General features: G+C 73.9%; 12 protein-coding genes. 7 read left to right on the forward strand and 5 right to left on the reverse strand.

The genetic code is table 11. From position 1 onward, the window contains the following. Window positions 1-46: 46 nt before the first annotated feature. Window positions 47-1,609 carry a glutamate synthase subunit beta gene (locus tag ACIQWA_RS01525; RefSeq protein ID WP_402476692.1) on the reverse strand — a complete coding sequence of 521 codons (1,563 nt, stop codon included), beginning with the start codon at window positions 1,607-1,609 and terminating at the stop codon, window positions 47-49. Window positions 1,610-1,771: 162 nt separating this feature from the next. On the opposite strand from ACIQWA_RS01525, the gene ACIQWA_RS01530 reads away from it, so the two are divergent. Then, window positions 1,772-2,455, forward strand: coding sequence for a response regulator transcription factor (locus ACIQWA_RS01530; RefSeq protein ID WP_360242265.1), 684 nt, complete (start codon window positions 1,772-1,774; stop codon window positions 2,453-2,455). Continuing rightward, on the forward strand, window positions 2,452-3,837 hold the full coding sequence (locus tag ACIQWA_RS01535; RefSeq protein ID WP_402476695.1) for an ATP-binding protein: 1,386 nt from the start codon (window positions 2,452-2,454) through the stop codon (window positions 3,835-3,837). The genes ACIQWA_RS01530 and ACIQWA_RS01535 overlap by 4 nt, the downstream gene beginning before the upstream one ends. A gap of 115 nt (window positions 3,838-3,952) precedes the next feature. Here ACIQWA_RS01535 and efeB read toward each other — a convergent pair whose 3' ends face one another. The 3 genes from efeB to ACIQWA_RS01550 form a co-directional block, all read right to left on the reverse strand. Further along, complete coding sequence (efeB, locus tag ACIQWA_RS01540) at window positions 3,953-5,326, reverse strand: iron uptake transporter deferrochelatase/peroxidase subunit (RefSeq protein ID WP_402476698.1); 1,374 nt, start codon at window positions 5,324-5,326, stop codon at window positions 3,953-3,955. Beyond that, complete coding sequence (gene efeU / locus ACIQWA_RS01545; protein WP_402476700.1) at window positions 5,326-7,404, reverse strand: iron uptake transporter permease EfeU; 2,079 nt, start codon at window positions 7,402-7,404, stop codon at window positions 5,326-5,328. The genes efeB and efeU overlap by 1 nt, the downstream gene beginning before the upstream one ends. 249 nt (window positions 7,405-7,653) lie before the next feature. Further along, a complete protein-coding gene (locus ACIQWA_RS01550; protein ID WP_402476703.1) occupies window positions 7,654-7,980 on the reverse strand; it encodes a hypothetical protein in 327 nt (108 codons plus the stop codon). Window positions 7,981-8,389: 409 nt separating this feature from the next. On the opposite strand from ACIQWA_RS01550, the gene ACIQWA_RS01555 reads away from it, so the two are divergent. Next, entirely contained in the window at window positions 8,390-10,012 is a 1,623-nt protein-coding gene (locus tag ACIQWA_RS01555) for a ubiquinol-cytochrome c reductase cytochrome b subunit (protein ID WP_360242279.1), read from the forward strand. Between the two features lie 83 nt (window positions 10,013-10,095). Here the strand turns inward: ACIQWA_RS01555 and ACIQWA_RS01560 are convergent, their stop codons facing one another. Next, the gene (locus ACIQWA_RS01560) at window positions 10,096-10,494 is read right to left on the reverse strand and encodes a cytochrome C oxidase subunit I (protein ID WP_402476706.1); all 399 of its coding nucleotides are present in this window, start codon (window positions 10,492-10,494) and stop codon (window positions 10,096-10,098) included. 203 nt (window positions 10,495-10,697) lie between these two features. Here ACIQWA_RS01560 and ACIQWA_RS01565 point away from each other — a divergent pair, with 203 nt between their 5' ends. The 4 genes from ACIQWA_RS01565 (at window position 10,698) to ACIQWA_RS01580 (ending at window position 14,267) form a co-directional block, all read left to right on the forward strand. Next, complete coding sequence (locus ACIQWA_RS01565) at window positions 10,698-11,312, forward strand: TetR family transcriptional regulator (RefSeq protein WP_360230815.1); 615 nt, start codon at window positions 10,698-10,700, stop codon at window positions 11,310-11,312. A gap of 27 nt (window positions 11,313-11,339) precedes the next feature. Beyond that, window positions 11,340-12,890: an FAD-dependent monooxygenase gene (locus ACIQWA_RS01570; protein ID WP_402476709.1), complete on the forward strand. Its 1,551-nt coding sequence runs from the start codon at window positions 11,340-11,342 to the stop codon at window positions 12,888-12,890. Window positions 12,891-13,107: 217 nt separating this feature from the next. Next, window positions 13,108-13,761 carry an NADPH-dependent F420 reductase gene (locus tag ACIQWA_RS01575; RefSeq protein WP_402476712.1) on the forward strand — a complete coding sequence of 218 codons (654 nt, stop codon included), beginning with the start codon at window positions 13,108-13,110 and terminating at the stop codon, window positions 13,759-13,761. Window positions 13,762-13,835: 74 nt separating this feature from the next. Then, window positions 13,836-14,267: a YchJ family protein gene (locus tag ACIQWA_RS01580; protein ID WP_402476714.1), complete on the forward strand. Its 432-nt coding sequence runs from the start codon at window positions 13,836-13,838 to the stop codon at window positions 14,265-14,267. Window positions 14,268-14,270: the final 3 nt, after the last annotated feature.

The following is a 14,270-nucleotide window of genomic DNA, read 5'->3' on the forward strand; positions in this document are numbered from 1 at the left end:
TCCTCGGCCTGGGCCGACGACCGCCGTCCGGCCCGGGCCCCGCTCCTCAGAGCGTGAGCGCCCGCGCCGACGCCCGTACCGGGGACGGGAGCTCGGTCCGCCCGCGCAGGTAGCGGTCCACCGCCGCGGCCGCCGACCGGCCCTCCGCGATCGCCCAGACGATCAGCGACTGGCCCCGCCCGGCGTCCCCCGCGACGAACACCCCGTCGGCGGCGGTGCCGAACCCGTCGTCCCGCTCCAGCGTCCCCTCCGGCCCGATGCCCAGCCCGAGTTGGGCGTACAGCGGCTGGTCCGGCTCCGGCCCGACGAAGCCCAGCGCGAGCAGCGCCAGCTCCGCCGGGAGCACCCGCTCGGTGCCCGCCCGGGGGCCGCGGTCGCCCGGCTCGGCCTCGGCGTAGCGGACGGCCGCCAACCGCCCGTCCGGCCCCGGCTCGAACCCGACCGTGACCGCCGCGAACACCCGGCCACCGGCCGACGACAACGACCGGCCCGCCGCCTCCCCCGACGCCGACCCTTCCTCCCCGGACGACGGCCCCGCCTCCCCCCACAACGACGACGCCCCCGCCCGCCCCGCCAACTCCTCGTGCGAGGTGGTCTCCCGGTACACCTTCGGGTGGACCGGCCACGGCTGCCCCGGCCCGCGCCGCTCCGGCGGACACGGGTTGATGTCCAGCTGGGTCACCGAGGCCGCGCCCTCGCGCAGCGCCGTCCCCAGGCAGTCGGCCGCGGTGTCCCCGCCCCCGACGACGACCACCCGCCGCCCCCGCGCGGACAGCGGCGAGACCTCCCGATCCCCCTCGTCCACCCGGTTCGCCCAGGTCAGGTACTCCAGGGCCGGGTGCACCCCGGCCAGCCCGCACCCGGGCACCGCCGGTACCCGCCAGGCACCGGCCCCCACCGCGACCACCACCGCGTCGTACCCGGCCCGCAGCTGTTCCCCGGTGACGTCCCGCCCGGCCCACACCCCGGTGCGGAACTCGGTACCCTCGGCCCGCAGCTGCGCCAGCCGCCGCTCCAGCCGGTGCTTCTCCAGCCGGAACGGCGGGATCCCGTAGCGCAGCAGCCCGCCCGCCCGGTCGGCCCGTTCGTAGACGGTGGTGGCGTGCCCGGCCCGGGTCAGCTGCTGGGCGGCGGCCAGCCCGGCCGGCCCGGAGCCGATCACCGCCACCCGCCCGCCCGGCTCCGGCCGCTCGGGCGGCTGCGCCGCGTCCCAGCCCTCGGCCCAGGCCCGGTCGGCGATGGCCAGCTCCACGTTCTTGATCGTCACCGCGTCCCCGTCGATCGCCAGCACGCAGGCGCTCTCGCACGGGGCCGGGCAGAGCCGCCCGGTGAACTCCGGGAAGTTGTTCGTGGCCAGCAGCCGGGCGGCCGCGGCCCGCCAGTCCGCGTCCGCGACCAGCCGGTTCCACTCCGGCACCAGGTTCCCCAGCGGGCAGGCCGCGTGGCAGAACGGCAGCCCGCAGTCCATGCAGCGCTCCGCCTGTCCGCCCACCACCGGCAGCAGGGCCCCCGGCCGGTACACCTCCCGCCGGTCCCCCAGCCGCTCCTGGGCGTCCCGGCGCGCCCGCTCCGCGCGCGGGGTGGTGAGGAAGGCCATCCGCTCTGCCATCGAGGCCTCCGGCGGGGCGTACCGAAACGGACCGGCGGCCGCCCGGCGGCGCGCCACCGTGTGGCCACCGTACGCCCACGAAGCGGCACGCGACACCCGTGCCGGCCGGGAATCCGTGCCCCGCTCTCCACTGCCGTGAGCACGCCAGGGAGAATCTCCCGCATGAGCCACACCGTGCTGATCGCCGAGGACGACCGCGCCATCCGCGACTCGCTCACCCGCGCCCTCACGCTGGAGGGCTACCGGGTGCGGATAGCCGCGGACGGCACCCAGACCCTGGCCGTCCTCGCCGAGCAGCGGCCGGACGTCCTGGTGCTCGACGTGATGATGCCCGCGCCGGACGGCCTGGAGGTCTGCCGCCGACTGCGCGCGGCCGGCGACCGCACCCCGGTGCTGATGCTCACCGCCCGGGTCGAGGTCCCGGACCGGATCGCCGGCCTGGACGCCGGGGCCGACGACTACCTGGTCAAGCCCTTCGACGTGGACGAGCTGTTCGCCCGGCTGCGTGCCCTGCTGCGCCGCAACCCGCCCGCCGACACCCCCGAGGACGTCCTGACCGTCGCCGACCTGCGGGTCGAGCCCCCGGCCCGCCGGGCCTGGCGCGGCGGCGCCGAACTGGAGCTCTCCCGCACCGAGTTCGACCTGCTGGAGCTGCTCACCCGGCACGCCGGCGCCGTCCTCGACCAGACCACCCTGTACGAGCGGATCTGGGGCTACGACTTCGGCCCGGGCTCGAAGAACCTCGCGGTCTTCATCGGCTACCTGCGCCGCAAGCTCGACCGCCCCGGCCTCACCCCGCTGATCCACACCGTCCGCGGCGTCGGCTACACGCTGCGCGAGCCGTGACCGGCCCGGCGGCCCGCCGCCCCCGGCTGCCGCGCCCCGGCCTGCGCACCACCCTCTCGCTCGCCTTCGCGGTGATGGCGGCCGTGGTCGCGGTGGTGATCGGCACGCTCGGCTACCGCGCGGCGGCCGCGCTGATCCGCGACGACGAGTCGGACGACTTCAACTCGGCCGTCCACGCGGTCAGCGGCCAGGTGGACCGCCAGAAGCTGTTCCCAGGGGACTTCAACAGCCCGAGCGGGCTGAGCGAGCAGCTGCTGCACCCGATCAGGGTCACCGCCCAGGCCCTCGACTCGCACGGGGCCATCCTCCCGGGCACCGGGCACCTCGCCCTGCCGACCACCGCGACCGACCGCGAGCTCGCCCGCGCCGACGAGCCCGCCCGTACGGTGATCGACGAGCGCCGGGTCGGCGGCCGGACCTGCCGGGTGGGCGTGGTCTCGCTCGGCGGCAGCCGGGGCGCCGTCCAGGTCGTGCTGCAACTCGACGACATCGAGGAGCTGTTGGAGGTGCTGCGGCACCGGATGGCGGCCGTGGTGGCCGCCGTCGTGCTGGTGGCCGGCGGATCCGGGTGGCTGGTCGCCGGGCGGATCACCGGCCGGCTGGTCCGGCTGACCGACGCGGCCGAACGGGTCGCCGCCAGCGGCCGCCTGGACGTCCCGGTACCCGCCTCGGGCCAGGACGAGGTGGGCCGGCTCGGCCGCGCCTTCGACCGGATGCTGGTGCGCCTGGCCACCGCCAAGGAGAACCAGCGCCGGCTCGTCCAGGACGCCGGGCACGAACTGCGCACCCCGCTGACCAGCCTGCGCACCAACCTGTCGGTGCTGCCCAGCATCGACCGGCTGCCGCCCGCCGAACGCACCGCGCTGCTCGCCGACCTGGCCGAGGAGGCCCGGGAGCTGACCCAGCTGGTGGAGGAGCTGGTGGCGCTGGCGGCGGACCGCAAGGCCGACGAGGACCCGGTCGAGGTGGTGCTGGCGGAGGTGGTCCACGAGGCCGCCGGTCAGGCCCGCCGGCGCAGCGACCGGGAGATCACGGTGGTCGCGGACGACACCGTCGTCATCGCCCACCCGGACGCGCTGGCCCGGGCGGTGGGCAACCTGCTGGACAACGCGGCCAAGTTCGACCCGGCCGGGACGTCCCCGATCGAGCTGGTGGCGCACGGCCTCCGGGTCGAGGTCCGGGACCGCGGTCCGGGCATCGACGAGACCGACCTCGACCGGGTCTTCGACCGCTTCTACCGGGCGACCGCGGCCCGCAGCCTGCCCGGCTCGGGCCTGGGCCTGGCCATCGTGGCCGAGGTGGCCCGCTCGCACGGCGGCACCGCCTACGCCGCCAACCGGGCCGGCGGCGGTGCGGTGATCGGCTTCACCCTCGGCGGCTGAGCACACCCGAGCAGTGGCCGAGCAGCGCCTGGGCAGTGCCCGAGCAGCGCCTGAGCACGCCGAACGGGCCCGGCGCGCACCAGGCGCACCGGGCCCGTTCAGGTGCCCGACCGGCTCAGACCGCGGCGAGCAGTCCCCGCCCGAGCCAGTCGGCGTCGTCCTTCACGCCCGGCAGGACGAAGAAGTACCCGCCGCCGGTCGGCGAGATGTAGTCCACCAGCGGCTCGTCGATCAGCCGGGTCTGGGTGGCCTCGAACTGCCGCACCACGTCCTGCTGGTAGCAGCAGAACACCAGGCCCATGTCCAGGTTGCCCGCCTTGTCCACGCCCCGGTCGTAGTTGAACCCGCGGCGCAGGATGCGCGAGGCGTCGGTGTCGGCGGTGCGCGGGTTGGCCAGCCGGATGTGCGCGTTGAGCGGGATCGCCTTGCCGTCCGGGTCCTTGCCGTAGTCCGGCGCGTCGTTCTCCTGGTGCCCGTCCAGCGGCGCGCCGGTGTCGCGGCGGCGGCCGAACATCTTCTCCTGCTCGCTGAGCTTGACCCGGTCCCAGAACTCGATCAGCATCCGGATGATCCGGATCACCTGGTAGCTGCCGCCGGTCGCCCAGGCGGGCTCGCCCGCGCCGTCGGTCACCCAGATCAGCCGGTCCGTCTCACGAGCGGAGGTGGTGTCCGGGTTGGCGATGCCGTCCTTGAAGCCGAGCAGGTTGCGCGGGGCGCCGTCCGGGCGGGAGGCGCTCTTGAAGCCGTCGATCCGCCAGAGGATCTGCATCGCCCCGCGGGTGTGCCGGGTTATGTCGCGCAGCGCGTGCAGCACGGTGTCCTGCTGGTCGGCGCAGATCTGCAGCGAGAGGTCGCCGTGCAGTTCGCCGGGCTGGAGGTTGTCGTTGGGGAAGGTCTTCATCGGCGTCAGCTTGACGGGCTTGGCCTTGGCGAGCCCGTAGCGGTCGTCGAACAGCGAGGCGCCGACGCCGACCGTGACGGTGAGGTTGTCGGTGGGCACGGTGGGGCCGAGGATGCCGCTGTCCGAGGGCGGGGCGCCGACGCCGAGATCGGGCGGGGTGCCGCCGGCGGTGAGCAGGCGGATCCGCTCGGTCAGGGTCTTGAACAGGTCCTCCAGGCCCTTGCGGTCCTGGGCGATGACCTGGCAGGAGACGAACGCGGCGAAGCCGGGCGCCGGGGTGATGACGCCGGCCTGGTGGGCGCCGTGGAACGGGACGACCCCGTTCGCCGGCTGGTGGGAGTCCCCGGCGGCGGCCGGTTCGGCCCCGAGGGTGAACGCCCCGCCGGCCAGCACGGCGGCCCCGGCGCCCGCGCCGAGCGCGGCCCGGACGAAGCTGCGCCGGGCCGGACCGGCCGGGCAGCCGCCCTGGTCGGCGTCGGCGACCGTCTCGGCGACCGGCCCGGCGACCGACTGGGCGACCGGTGCGGCGACGGCGGCAGCGGCGTGCGGGAACGGGCAGGAGCCGGTGGCTGCGGTGTGGTCGGTCATCAGGCGGCCTTCCGGATCTCGAGCAGGGCGGGGATGGGCGAGAGGTCTTCGAGCAGCTGGCCGGTGGCGCCGTTCAGCTGGCGGCGGGTGCCGTCGGGCAGCTTGTCGAGCGGGGTCCAGCCGTCGGCGGTGTGCGCCGCGGCGACGAGGTCGCCGACCCGCTTCATCCCGGCGTCGACCCGGACCAGCACCTGCGGGTCACGCTCGTCGAGCAGCGGCCGGAGCAGGGTCAGCAGCTCCTGGGTGCCGGCCAGGTTGGCCTGGGTGGTGGCGAGGTTGGTGCCGCTGCCCATGTCGGTGTCGCCGGTCAGCTCGAACTGGAGGGTGTTCTCCAGGATCTCGTGGGCGCGCAGCGGGAGGTCGCCCGGATCGAAGTCCTGGGTGGGGAAGTCGTGCACCAGCTTGGCGACGTTCTGGGCGAGTTCGTCGGCGACCGGCGTCAGGTCGGCGGCGGACTGGCCGTGCCAGAGGCCGTACTCCAGCCGCAGGAAGCCGGTGAAGCCCGGGTCCTGGGCCTTGTCGGCGTAGCCGTCGGCCCGGCCGTCGATCTTCTTGTCGAGGTCGGCGAAGGTGCCGTAGGCGGCGCCGAGCGAGGCGTACTGGAGGTGGGCGGTGAGCCAGTCCGCCTTGGCGGCGTTGAGGTCGCCGCCGTGCACGTCGGTCTGGATCTTCTGGGTCTGCGTCATCAGGGTCGCGAGGCCCTTGGTGACGTAGTCCTTGTAGCTGTCCAGCGGGGCCTTGAGGTCGTCCTCGGAGACCGGCTTGACGGCCTTGACCTCGGCACCGCCGGAGACGTGCACGGTGGCGGAGGTGGCGGTGGTGCCGCCGGTGGGCACGCAGCGCCAGGCGTAGTCGCCGGAGCCGATGGTGGCGGTCAGCGCCCGGGTGGTGCCGGGGGCCAGGCCCTCGATCTCGCCGTAGACCGCGCCGGTGCCCGGGTTGACCAGGTAGACCTCGGAGACCTTGTCGCCGGTGTTGTGCATCTGGAACACCTGCTGGCCCGGCTGGGGGTTGCCGAAGCCCTTGCCGCACTCCTTCTCGGAGACCGCGACGGTGGCGGAGCTGTCCTGCTTGCCGTCGCTGACGGCGATCACGGCGCCGGCCACCACGACCGGTACGGCGACCAGCGCGGTCGGCAGCACCCAGCGCGGCCGCCCGGTGCGCACCGGCCCGGCCTGCTCCGCATCCGCCGCATCCGCCGCGGGCTTCGCCTCGACCGCCGCCGCCGCTGCCGCCGCCGCTGCGGCCGGGGCCGGGGCCGCCTTGCCGCCGCGCACGCCCTCGATGAACAGGGTCATCACGATGCTCAGGTAGGCGATGTAGCCGACGACCTGGAGGACCGTCATGGTGACGGTCAGGTTGAGGGTGCCCTGGACCAGCGTGGCGTACCAGGACGAGGCGTCCAGGTGCCCGCTCAGGTCGAAGGCGTACGAGCTGCCGCCGCCGACCAGCCCGGACTCCTGGAGGTCGCGCAGGCCGTAGCCGAGCACGCCCGCGGCGACCACGATCAGGCCGGCGCCGGTGATGGTGAAGAACTTGGTGAGGTTCATCCTGAGGGCCCGGCGGTACAGGCCCCAGCAGAGCGCGACGGAGAGCAGCAGGCCGACGGCGGCGCCGATGATCGGCCCGGTGGACTCCCCGGCGGTGCGGGCGTTGGTCCACAGGAAGAGCGAGGTCTCCAGGCCCTCCCGGGCGACGGCGAGGAAGCTGGTGAGCACCAGCGCACCCGCGCCCATGGCCAGCGAGGCCTGGACCTTCTCCTTGATGTCGGCGGAGAGGGTGCGCGCGGAGCGGCGCATCCAGAACACCATCGCGGTGACGAAGCCGACCGCGATCAGGCTCAGCACCCCGCCGAACGCCTCCTGGGCGTGGCCGGAGAGGTTGGCGGCGGTGAAGGTGAGTACCGCGCCGAAGCTGAGGCTGAGTGCGACGGCCGCCGCGACGCCCGTCCAGACCTGGGGGAGCCGGCCCTTCTGACCGGCCCGCACCAGCGTGGCGACCAGGATCGAGACGATCAGGCCCGCTTCGAGTCCCTCGCGCAGCCCGATCAGAAAGCTCGGAAACGCCTCATCCCACATGCAGCGGGCTCCTCCCCCGGGCCGCCCCGGGTCGTACCTGTCTGGAGTGCGCCGCCGCGGCGGCGGCGGAACGGCACGGCGAACGCCCCGGACACCGTGGTCCAGGGCGTTTCGCTTAGCTTAGGCAAACCTTAGAGGGACGGCGGTCAACTGCACCCCCCGTTCAGGTAAGGGTTCGGTATGGGAACGCCCATGCTCCGGCCAACTCCGCACGTCGGAGCCGTCGGGGCCGTCCACGGCCGGGCCGGGTCACCCCCACCACTGCTCGGGTGCCACCTCGGGCCCGGGCTCCGGAGGGACCGTCACCGGTTCGGCGCAGCGCACCAGCAGCTCCCCCTCCTCCGTTCCGGTGACCAGGAAGCCCCGCTCCCGCAGGACGAGTGCGGCCGCCCCGCTCAGCGCCGCCCGCGCCGACCCGGAGGGCTGACCGTCCGTCTCCACCCCGGGGGACCAGCCGACCGCCACCCCCTCGGGGTGACGGTCGATCGACAGCGGCGAGGTGCCCGGCGTGGTGTCGAACCCGGCGCGGGACAGGGCCTCGGTGACGGACTCGAGGAGTTCACGGTGATCCACCATTGGCGCAGCGTAGGCCCGGCCCCGTGCGGCACCCGGACGCGGCACGCGCCGAAACGGTTCAGCTGCACCCGGGCGCAGCATCACCCCCGCCCGCCCCGACCGGCGGCCAGCCGATCGGGCGTCAGCAACCCCCGTCCGGCCCGACACGAGCGGCCGGACGGCCCGATGGACGTGCACAGTCGGCCCCCTGCCGACAGCATGACAGAGTAAGCGCTCCATCACCCTGAGCAACGGGTCCAGCGAACCGCCCAGGTCCGCGCGCCGGTCCACCCGGCGGACCCGTATCGAGAGGTCCCATGATCACAACACTTCGCCGGCCGGCGTCCTCGCCGACGGGCCTCCACGCCGGCACGCCGAGAACGCCGGGGAGCCCGTCGTGAGAACCGACCAGCAGTCGCAGCCGGGACCGGTGACCAGCACCCGCGCCAAACCGGCCAACCCGGCCGAAGCCCTCGCCGACTGGACGGACGGCCGGCTCGGCATCTACTCCCTCGCCAAGGCCAACCTGCGCAAGATCTTCCCGGACCACTGGTCCTTCATGCTGGGCGAGATCGCGCTCTACACCTTCGTCATCATCATCCTGACCGGCGTCTGGCTGACCCTCTTCTTCAATCCGAGCATGGGCGAGGTCGTCTACGACGGCTCCTACGTCCCGCTCAAGGGCATCCGGATGTCCGAGGCCTACGCCTCGACGATCAACATCAGCTTCGAGGTCCGCGGCGGCCTGCTGATGCGCCAGATCCACCACTGGGCGGCCGTCGTCTTCATCGCCTCGATGCTGACCCACATGCTGCGGGTGTTCTTCACCGGCGCCTTCCGCAAGCCCCGCGAGATCAACTGGATCTTCGGCGCGCTGCTGCTGTTCCTCGGCATGTTCGACGGCTTCATGGGCTACTCGCTGCCCGACGACCTGCTCTCCGGCACGGGCATCCGCTTCATGGAAGGCGCCGTGCTGGCCGTCCCGATCGTCGGCACCTACCTGCAGTTCTTCATCTACGGCGGCGAGTTCCCGGGCACCGACATCATCCCGCGGCTGTTCACCGTCCACATCCTGCTGATCCCGGGCATCATGGTGGGCCTGCTCGCGGCGCACCTGATCCTGGTCTTCTACCACAAGCACACCCAGTTCGCCGGGCCCGGCCGCACCAACGACAACGTGGTCGGCATGCCGCTGATGCCGGTCTACATGGGCAAGGCCGGCGGCTTCTTCTTCCTGGTCTTCGGCGTGATCGCGTTCATGTCGGCGATCGCCACCATCAACCCGATCTGGGCGTACGGCCCCTACCGGCCGGACCAGGTGTCCACCGACGCCCAACCGGACTGGTACATGGGCTTCTCCGAGGGCCTGATCCGCGTGATGCCGGGCTGGGAGATCAGCGTCTGGGGCGGCCACACCCTGAACCTCGGGGTGTTCATTCCGCTGATGGTCTTCCCGACGGTACTGCTCGCCATCTGGTGCTGGCCGTTCCTGGAGGCCTGGGTCACCGGGGACCGCGGCGAGCACCACATCGCCGACCGTCCGCGCAACCACCCCGTCCGCACCGCCTTCGGCGTGGCCTGGATGGGCCTCTACCTGATCCTGCTGGCCGGCGGCGGCAACGACCTGCTGGCGACCCACTTCCACCTGTCGATCAACGCGATCACCTACGCCGTGCGGATCGGCTTCTTCGCCCTCCCGGTGGCGCTGTTCGTGATCACCAAGCGCTGGTGCCTGGGCCTGCAGCGGCGGGACAAGGAGAAGGTGCTGCACGGCCGGGAGACCGGCGTGATCAACCGGCTGCAGCACGGCGAGTTCATCGAGGTGCACGCGCCGCTGCCGCCGGGCCGGGTCTACACCCTCACCTCGCACGAGCAGCCCGAGCCGGTCGAGCTGCAGCCCGAGGTGGACGAGAACGGCGTCGCCCGCCGGGCCGGCCTGTGGACCCGCACCCGGGCCAAGCTGTCCCGCGGCTTCTACGGCGAGGGCAGCCAGATCGCCAAGCCCACCGTCGAGGAGCACGAGGAGATCACCAGCGGCCACGGCCACCACTGACCGCGCTCCCGGCACGACCAGGGCCCGCTGCACCGGAAACGGCGCGGCGGGCCCTGGTCGTGTCGTGAGCGCGGATCGGCGGTTCAGCCCCGCAGGGCCGCCGGGACGACGGCGAACAGGGCCGCCGCCAGGGTGACGGAGAGGCAGAGCGCCGCCCAGCGGGTGCAGACCCGGCGGCACTCGGCGCGGTAGCGGGCGGCCAGCCGGCGGCAGCGGTCGACGGCGCGGTCGACGACCTCCTCGGCGTAGCGCAGCCGGTCGGCGGCGTAGGCCCGCTCCAGGTCCTCCCGCTCGGCCTCCGGCAGCCAGGAGAACTGGGCGGCGAAGGCGCGGGCGTCGCGTTCGGCCGCCGCGACCTCCGCCTCCCAGGCCAGGAAGCCCTCGATGCGGGCGATCTCCACCCGGGAGTTCATCCGGCCGCCGCCGGCCGCGCCGCCCTGGCGCGGGGTCCGCGCCCGCGGTGGACGCCGTCTGCCACTCATGCCCGCTCCTCACGTCCTGTCGGTCGTCCCGCCGGAATTCCTGCGCGGACGGGCTCCTGCGCGGAGCCGCTCCGCGACCACGCAACTACTACCAGCGACGAACCGCAGGTGGCGGGCGGCTCGCCATGGCCCCGGCCGCCCCGAAAAAACTTGCGTGCCACGCACTATTGCGCAACACGCATGTTTGGCGGGAGAGTGGTGCCATGACGGACGGAGAGCCCGGACTGCGGGAACGGAAGAAGGCCGCGACGCGGGAGGCGCTCAGCTGGGCGGCGCTGAGCCTGGCGGTGGAGCGGGGACTGGAGAACGTCCGGGTCGAGGACATCGCGGCCGCGGCCGGGGTGTCCCCGCGCACCTACAACAACTACTTCTCCAGCAAGGCCGAGGCGATCGTCTTCCGGCACCGCAACCGGATCCTGCGCGCCGCCGAGGCCCTGGCCACCCGCCCGGCGGAGGAACCGCTGTGGGAGGCGCTGTCCCAGGCCCTGGTCGAACCCTTCGAAGGCGCCGAGGAGGAACCCGCCCCCGGCTGGGTCGCCGCCCTACGACGACTGCTGCGCGAACCCTCGCTCCAGGCCGAGCTGTTCCGCGGCGGCGCGCAGACCAGGGCCGGGCTCACTGCCGCGGTCGCCGCCCGCACCGGCACCGATCCCGACCGGGACCTCTACCCGAAGCTGGTGGCCGCCGCCGCGCTCTCCGCGCTGCAGGTCGCCAACGAGCACTACCTGGTCGCCGATCCGGTGGTGCCCTTCAAGTCGCTGTTCGCCGAGGCGCTGCGCCAGCTCGCGGCGGGGCTGCCCGATCCGTCCATCCGGTGAACCCGTCACACCCCTGGGGGAATTGACATGACCAACGAGGTCGTCATCGTCGGCGCAGGCCCGGTCGGGCTGTTCCTGGCCTGCGAACTGACCCTGGCCGGCGTCCGGCCGGTGGTGCTGGACCGGCTGGCCGAGCGCTCCGGCGAGCAGAAGGCCAACGGCCTGGTCGGACAGGTGCTCCGGCTGCTCGACCACCGCGGCCTCCACCAGCCGCTCAGCGGTGCCGCGGGTGCGCCGCGGCCGATACCCCGGTTCGTCTTCGGCGCCTTCCCGCTGGAACTGCACCGGCTCGACGACAATCCGCTGCACGCCCTGCCGGTCCCGCAGCACCGGATCGAGGCCGTCCTGGAGGAACACGCCCTCGCGCTGGGCGTCACCATCCTGCGCCGGTGCGAGGTCACCGGCTTCACCCAGGACCAGGACGGGGTCACCGTGGACCTCCACGGCCCGGACGGCGCACGGCAGTTGCGCACCCGCTACCTGGTCGGCGCGGACGGCGGCCGCAGCACCGTCCGCAAGCACGCCGGGATCGGCTTCCCCGGCGTCACTTCACCCGAGCCGGTCTCCCGGATCGCCCACGTGCTGCCGCCCGAGGGCCTGAGCACCACCGACGACGGCAGGATCCTGCTGCCCGGCTGCCCGACCCCGTTCGGGCCGTGGACCCACACCCGCACCGAGCACGGCGTGTTCGTCATCTCCCCGTTCGGCCCGGACGCCACCATGATCGCCACCATGGAGTGGGGCGGCCCGCCGGTCGACGAGGCCGGCCCGCTCACCCTGGACGAGCTGCGCGCCAGCATCCGCCGGGTCACCGGCGCCGACCTGCCGCTCGCCCCGGCCCGTACGGCGGGACCGTTCACCCCGCGCCGCACCGTCGGTTACAACACCCGGCTCGCCGAGCGGTACCGCGAGGGCCGCGTCCTGCTGGTCGGCGACGCCGCGCACGTGCACGCCGCGACCGGCGGCCCCGGCCTCAACCTCGGCCTCCAGGACGCCGCCAACCTGGGCTGGAAGCTCGCCGCCGAGCTGCGGGGCTGGGCCCCGCCCGGCCTGCTGGACAGCTACCAGCACGAGCGTCGGCCGGTCGGCGAGCGGGTCTTCATGCACTCCCAGGCCCAGCTGGCCCTGATGGCCCCCGGCCCCGGGATCACCGCGCTGCGCGCCCTGGTCGGCGAGCTGATCGCCCACCAGGAGAACCTCGCCCGGATAGCCGCCCTGATGGCGGGCAGCGACGTCCGCTACGACACCGACTGCCCGCACCCGCTCGCTGGGGGCTTCGCCCCGGAGCTCGCCCTCGACACCCCGACCGGGAGCACCCGCCTGGCCGAACTCACCCACAGTGGAAGGCCGTTGCTGCTCGACCTGACCGGCGGCACGCTCGGCCTCGCGGACCGGGCGGCCGGCTGGAAGGACCGGGTCGACGTCCTCGCCGCCCACTGCCCCCAGGCACCACCGCCCGCCGGAGCACTGCTGCTGCGCCCGGACGGCTACGTCGCCTGGGCCTGCACCCCCGGCGAGGCCGATTGGGAGGGGCTGGACCGGGCGCTGCACGGCTGGTTCGGCGAACCGCGGATCTGAGTACCCGCCCCCGGGCGGACTCCAGTGGCCCGCGGCCCGGCTGTTCCGACGGGCCCGGGTGGCCCTCTCCCTGGTGGCGCCGACCGCGCTCGCGGTGGAGTTCTTCGCCATCCTGAGCATCGGCCCCGGCGTGTGCCCCCCGGAATCCCACCGGGCACCCCCTAAGGTCGTCGCGGCCGCCCTTCGACGGGCGGAGGAACCGGACGAACGGGGAACCATGCGCATCGGAATCATCGGCACGGGCATGGTCGGGCAGACCCTCGCGGACAAGCTGGTCTCGCTCGGCCACCAGGTGGCACTGGGCTCCCGGAGCAAGGACAACGAGAAGGGGCTGGCCTGGGCCCGGCAGGCCGGCCCTGCCGGCAGCTGCGGGACCTTCGCCGAGGCGGCGGCCTTCGGGGAGGTGGTGCTGAACGCCACCGGCGGAACGGTCTCGCTGGCGGCGCTGCGCGCGGCCGGGGCGGAGCACCTCGCCGGGAAGCTGCTGATCGACGTGTCCAACCCGCTGGTGTTCGGGCCCGAGGGCGTCAGCCTCGCCCCGTGCAACACCGACAGTATCGGCGAGCAGATCCAGCGCGAGTTCCCCGAGGCCCGGGTGGTGAAGGCGCTCAACACGCTGAACTGCGAGCTGATGGTCGCACCGGGCAAGCTGGCCGGTGCGCACAACCTCTTCATCGCCGGGAACGACGACGCCGCCAAGGCCGAGGCGGTCGCCCTGCTGGGCGAGTTCGGCTGGCCGGCCGACTGGATCGTCGACCTCGGGGACATCACCGGCGCCCGGGCGACCGAGATGCTGATGCCGTTCTGGCTCCGGATGATGGGCCACTTCGGCGACGCCGCCTTCAACTACTCCTTCCGGCGGCCCGCGTAACCCCCTGGGCCCGCCCTCCCGGTGGTGGGGCGGGCCCGGCGGGCGCCGACCGGCCGTGGGGGACAATGGTCGGCATGTCCCGACGTCGTTCCGCGCCCCGCCCCGCCGCTCCCCGGCTGCTGCCGTCCTCCCCGTGCCCGTGCGGCCTGCCCGCCGCCTACGGCGACTGCTGCGGCCGGCTGCACCGCGGCCTGGCGAAGGCCACCACCGCCGAGTCGCTGATGCGCTCCCGGTTCAGCGCCTTCGCCGCCCAGGACGAGGCCTACCTGCTGCGCACCTGGCACCCGGACACCCGGCCCGACCAGGTCGACTTCGATCCGGCCCTGCGCTGGACCGGGCTGGAGGTGCTCTCCACCAGCGAGGGCGGTGCCTTCCACGCCGAGGGCACGGTCGCCTTCCGCGCGCACTGGACCGAGGACGGCGAGCAGGGCGTGCTCAGCGAGCACAGCCGCTTCGTCCGGCACGAGGGCGCCTGGGTGTACCTCGACGCCCTCTCGCTCGGCTGAGGC

Origin of the sequence: Kitasatospora sp. NPDC098652 (genome assembly GCF_044760155.1) — a bacterium.
Classification (GTDB): Bacteria; Actinomycetota; Actinomycetes; order Streptomycetales; family Streptomycetaceae; genus Kitasatospora.

Excerpts from the sequence above, each read along its gene's own strand:
- ACIQWA_RS01525 (WP_402476692.1), bottom strand. The coding sequence starts at position 1,609 with ATGGCAGAGCGGATGGCCTTCCTCACCACCCCGCGCGCGGAGCGGGCG.
- ACIQWA_RS01530 (WP_360242265.1), top strand. The coding sequence starts at position 1,772 with ATGAGCCACACCGTGCTGATCGCCGAGGACGACCGCGCCATCCGCGAC.
- efeB (WP_402476698.1), bottom strand. The coding sequence starts at position 5,326 with ATGACCGACCACACCGCAGCCACCGGCTCCTGCCCGTTCCCGCACGCC.
- efeU (WP_402476700.1), bottom strand. The coding sequence starts at position 7,404 with ATGTGGGATGAGGCGTTTCCGAGCTTTCTGATCGGGCTGCGCGAGGGA.
- ACIQWA_RS01550 (WP_402476703.1), bottom strand. The coding sequence starts at position 7,980 with ATGGTGGATCACCGTGAACTCCTCGAGTCCGTCACCGAGGCCCTGTCC.
- ACIQWA_RS01560 (WP_402476706.1), bottom strand. The coding sequence starts at position 10,494 with ATGAGTGGCAGACGGCGTCCACCGCGGGCGCGGACCCCGCGCCAGGGC.
- ACIQWA_RS01565 (WP_360230815.1), top strand. The coding sequence starts at position 10,698 with ATGACGGACGGAGAGCCCGGACTGCGGGAACGGAAGAAGGCCGCGACG.
- ACIQWA_RS01570 (WP_402476709.1), top strand. The coding sequence starts at position 11,340 with ATGACCAACGAGGTCGTCATCGTCGGCGCAGGCCCGGTCGGGCTGTTC.
- ACIQWA_RS01575 (WP_402476712.1), top strand. The coding sequence starts at position 13,108 with ATGCGCATCGGAATCATCGGCACGGGCATGGTCGGGCAGACCCTCGCG.
- ACIQWA_RS01580 (WP_402476714.1), top strand. The coding sequence starts at position 13,836 with ATGTCCCGACGTCGTTCCGCGCCCCGCCCCGCCGCTCCCCGGCTGCTG.